Source organism: Variovorax glucosi, from assembly GCF_051216695.1.
In the GTDB taxonomy this organism is placed as follows: domain Bacteria; phylum Pseudomonadota; class Gammaproteobacteria; order Burkholderiales; family Burkholderiaceae_C; genus Variovorax.
The window spans coordinates 1-1,409 of the sequence record NZ_JBPJZE010000106.1 but is presented as its reverse complement, the minus strand read 5'-3'; the positions used below and the strand labels follow the sequence as shown (position 1 = coordinate 1,409).

The following is a 1,409-nucleotide window of genomic DNA, read 5'->3' as shown; positions in this document are numbered from 1 at the left end:
ACAAGCCATGCCGAGAAAAATCACATTCCTTCTGGCGCTGATCGCTGCGCTGGGCCTGCCGCTGGTGCTGAGCTCGGGCTCGCTCGCGAGCGAGGTGCTCATCTACGCGCTGGCCGCGCTGGGCTGCAACCTGCTGCTGGGCTACACGGGGCTGCTGTCTTTCGGGCAGGGCATCTTCTTCGGGCTGGGCAGCTACACCATCGCCATCTTGCTCACGCGCCTGCACCTGCCCATGCCGCTTGCATTGCTCGCGGCCATGGCCATGGGTGCGATTGGCGCGGCGGTGGTCGGCTGGGTTGCCATCCGCCAGCGCGGCACCTATTTCGTGATGCTCACGCTGGCCTTCGCGCAGATGTTCTATTTCATCGCCTACACCGCGACCGACCTCACGGGCGGCGACAACGGCCTGCTCGACGTACCGCGCCCCGGCTTCATGGACACGCCATGGAAGTACTACGCCTTCGTCGCGGTGATCTTCCTGATCGCTTTCGGCCTGCTGCTGCGCGTGACCGACTCGATCTTCGGGCGCACGCTGCTCGCCATCCGCGACAACGAGGACCGGGCCGCCGCCGTGGGCTACGACCTCAAGCGCTTCAAGCTGCTGGCCTTCGTGATCTCGGGCGCCATTACCGGCCTGGCGGGCGGGCTGCACGCCATGATGACTGGCATCGCGCCGCTGTCGAACGCCGAGTACCACACGAGCGAGATGATCCTGGTCATTACCGTGATCGGCGGCACCGGCAACCTGTTCGCCTCGGTGCTGGGCTCGGCCTTCTATGTGCTGCTGGCCGACTGGCTTTCGACGCTGTGGCCGCGCTGGCTGCTGCTGCTGGGCCTCTTGCTGATCGGCGTGAGCATCGGCATGCAGCGCGGGCTCTGGGGGCTGGGCGAGGGCATCTGGAAACGCATCTTCCGGCGGACGCCACCGGCTCCAAATGCGCCCGCCGCGCAAGGAGAGAAGGCATGAGCGACGTTCTCATCGAAGCCATTGGCGTCACCAAGCACTACGGCAAGTTTGCCGCGCTCGGTGGGGTCGACCTGAAGATCAAGCGCAACACCGTGCACTCGGTGATCGGCCCCAATGGCGCGGTCAAGACCACGCTGTTCCACTTGCTCACGAGTACCTGCACGACCACGGGCGGACGCATTCTGTTCGACGGCCACGACGTCACGCGCGAGCCCGACCACCGGCGCGTGCAGCGCGGCATGGCGCGTTCGTTCCAGGTCACCGCGCTGTTCCTGAGCCTTTCGGTGCGCGAGAACCTGCGCGTGGCGGCGCAGGGCGTTTCGCCGCGCCAGGCTATGAACTGCTGGCGCGCGCCGGTCGGCGAACTGGCCTGCACGCAGACGGTGGACGAGGTGCTGCAGCGCGTCGGGCTCGAGCGGCTGGCCAACACGCCGGCCAGCGA

General features: G+C 66.9%; 2 protein-coding genes. Both read left to right on the top strand.

What is annotated here, in order from left to right; all coding sequences use genetic code 11:
• The first annotated feature begins 7 nt into the window (after nucleotides 1-7).
• Nucleotides 8-967, top strand: coding sequence for a branched-chain amino acid ABC transporter permease (locus ACSFA3_RS23295; RefSeq protein ID WP_435470769.1), 960 nt, complete (start codon nucleotides 8-10; stop codon nucleotides 965-967).
• Nucleotides 964-1,409 (top strand): ATP-binding cassette domain-containing protein (locus tag ACSFA3_RS23290; RefSeq protein WP_435507807.1); only part of this gene is annotated, 446 nt, incomplete at its 3' end. The genes ACSFA3_RS23295 and ACSFA3_RS23290, both read left to right, overlap by 4 nt.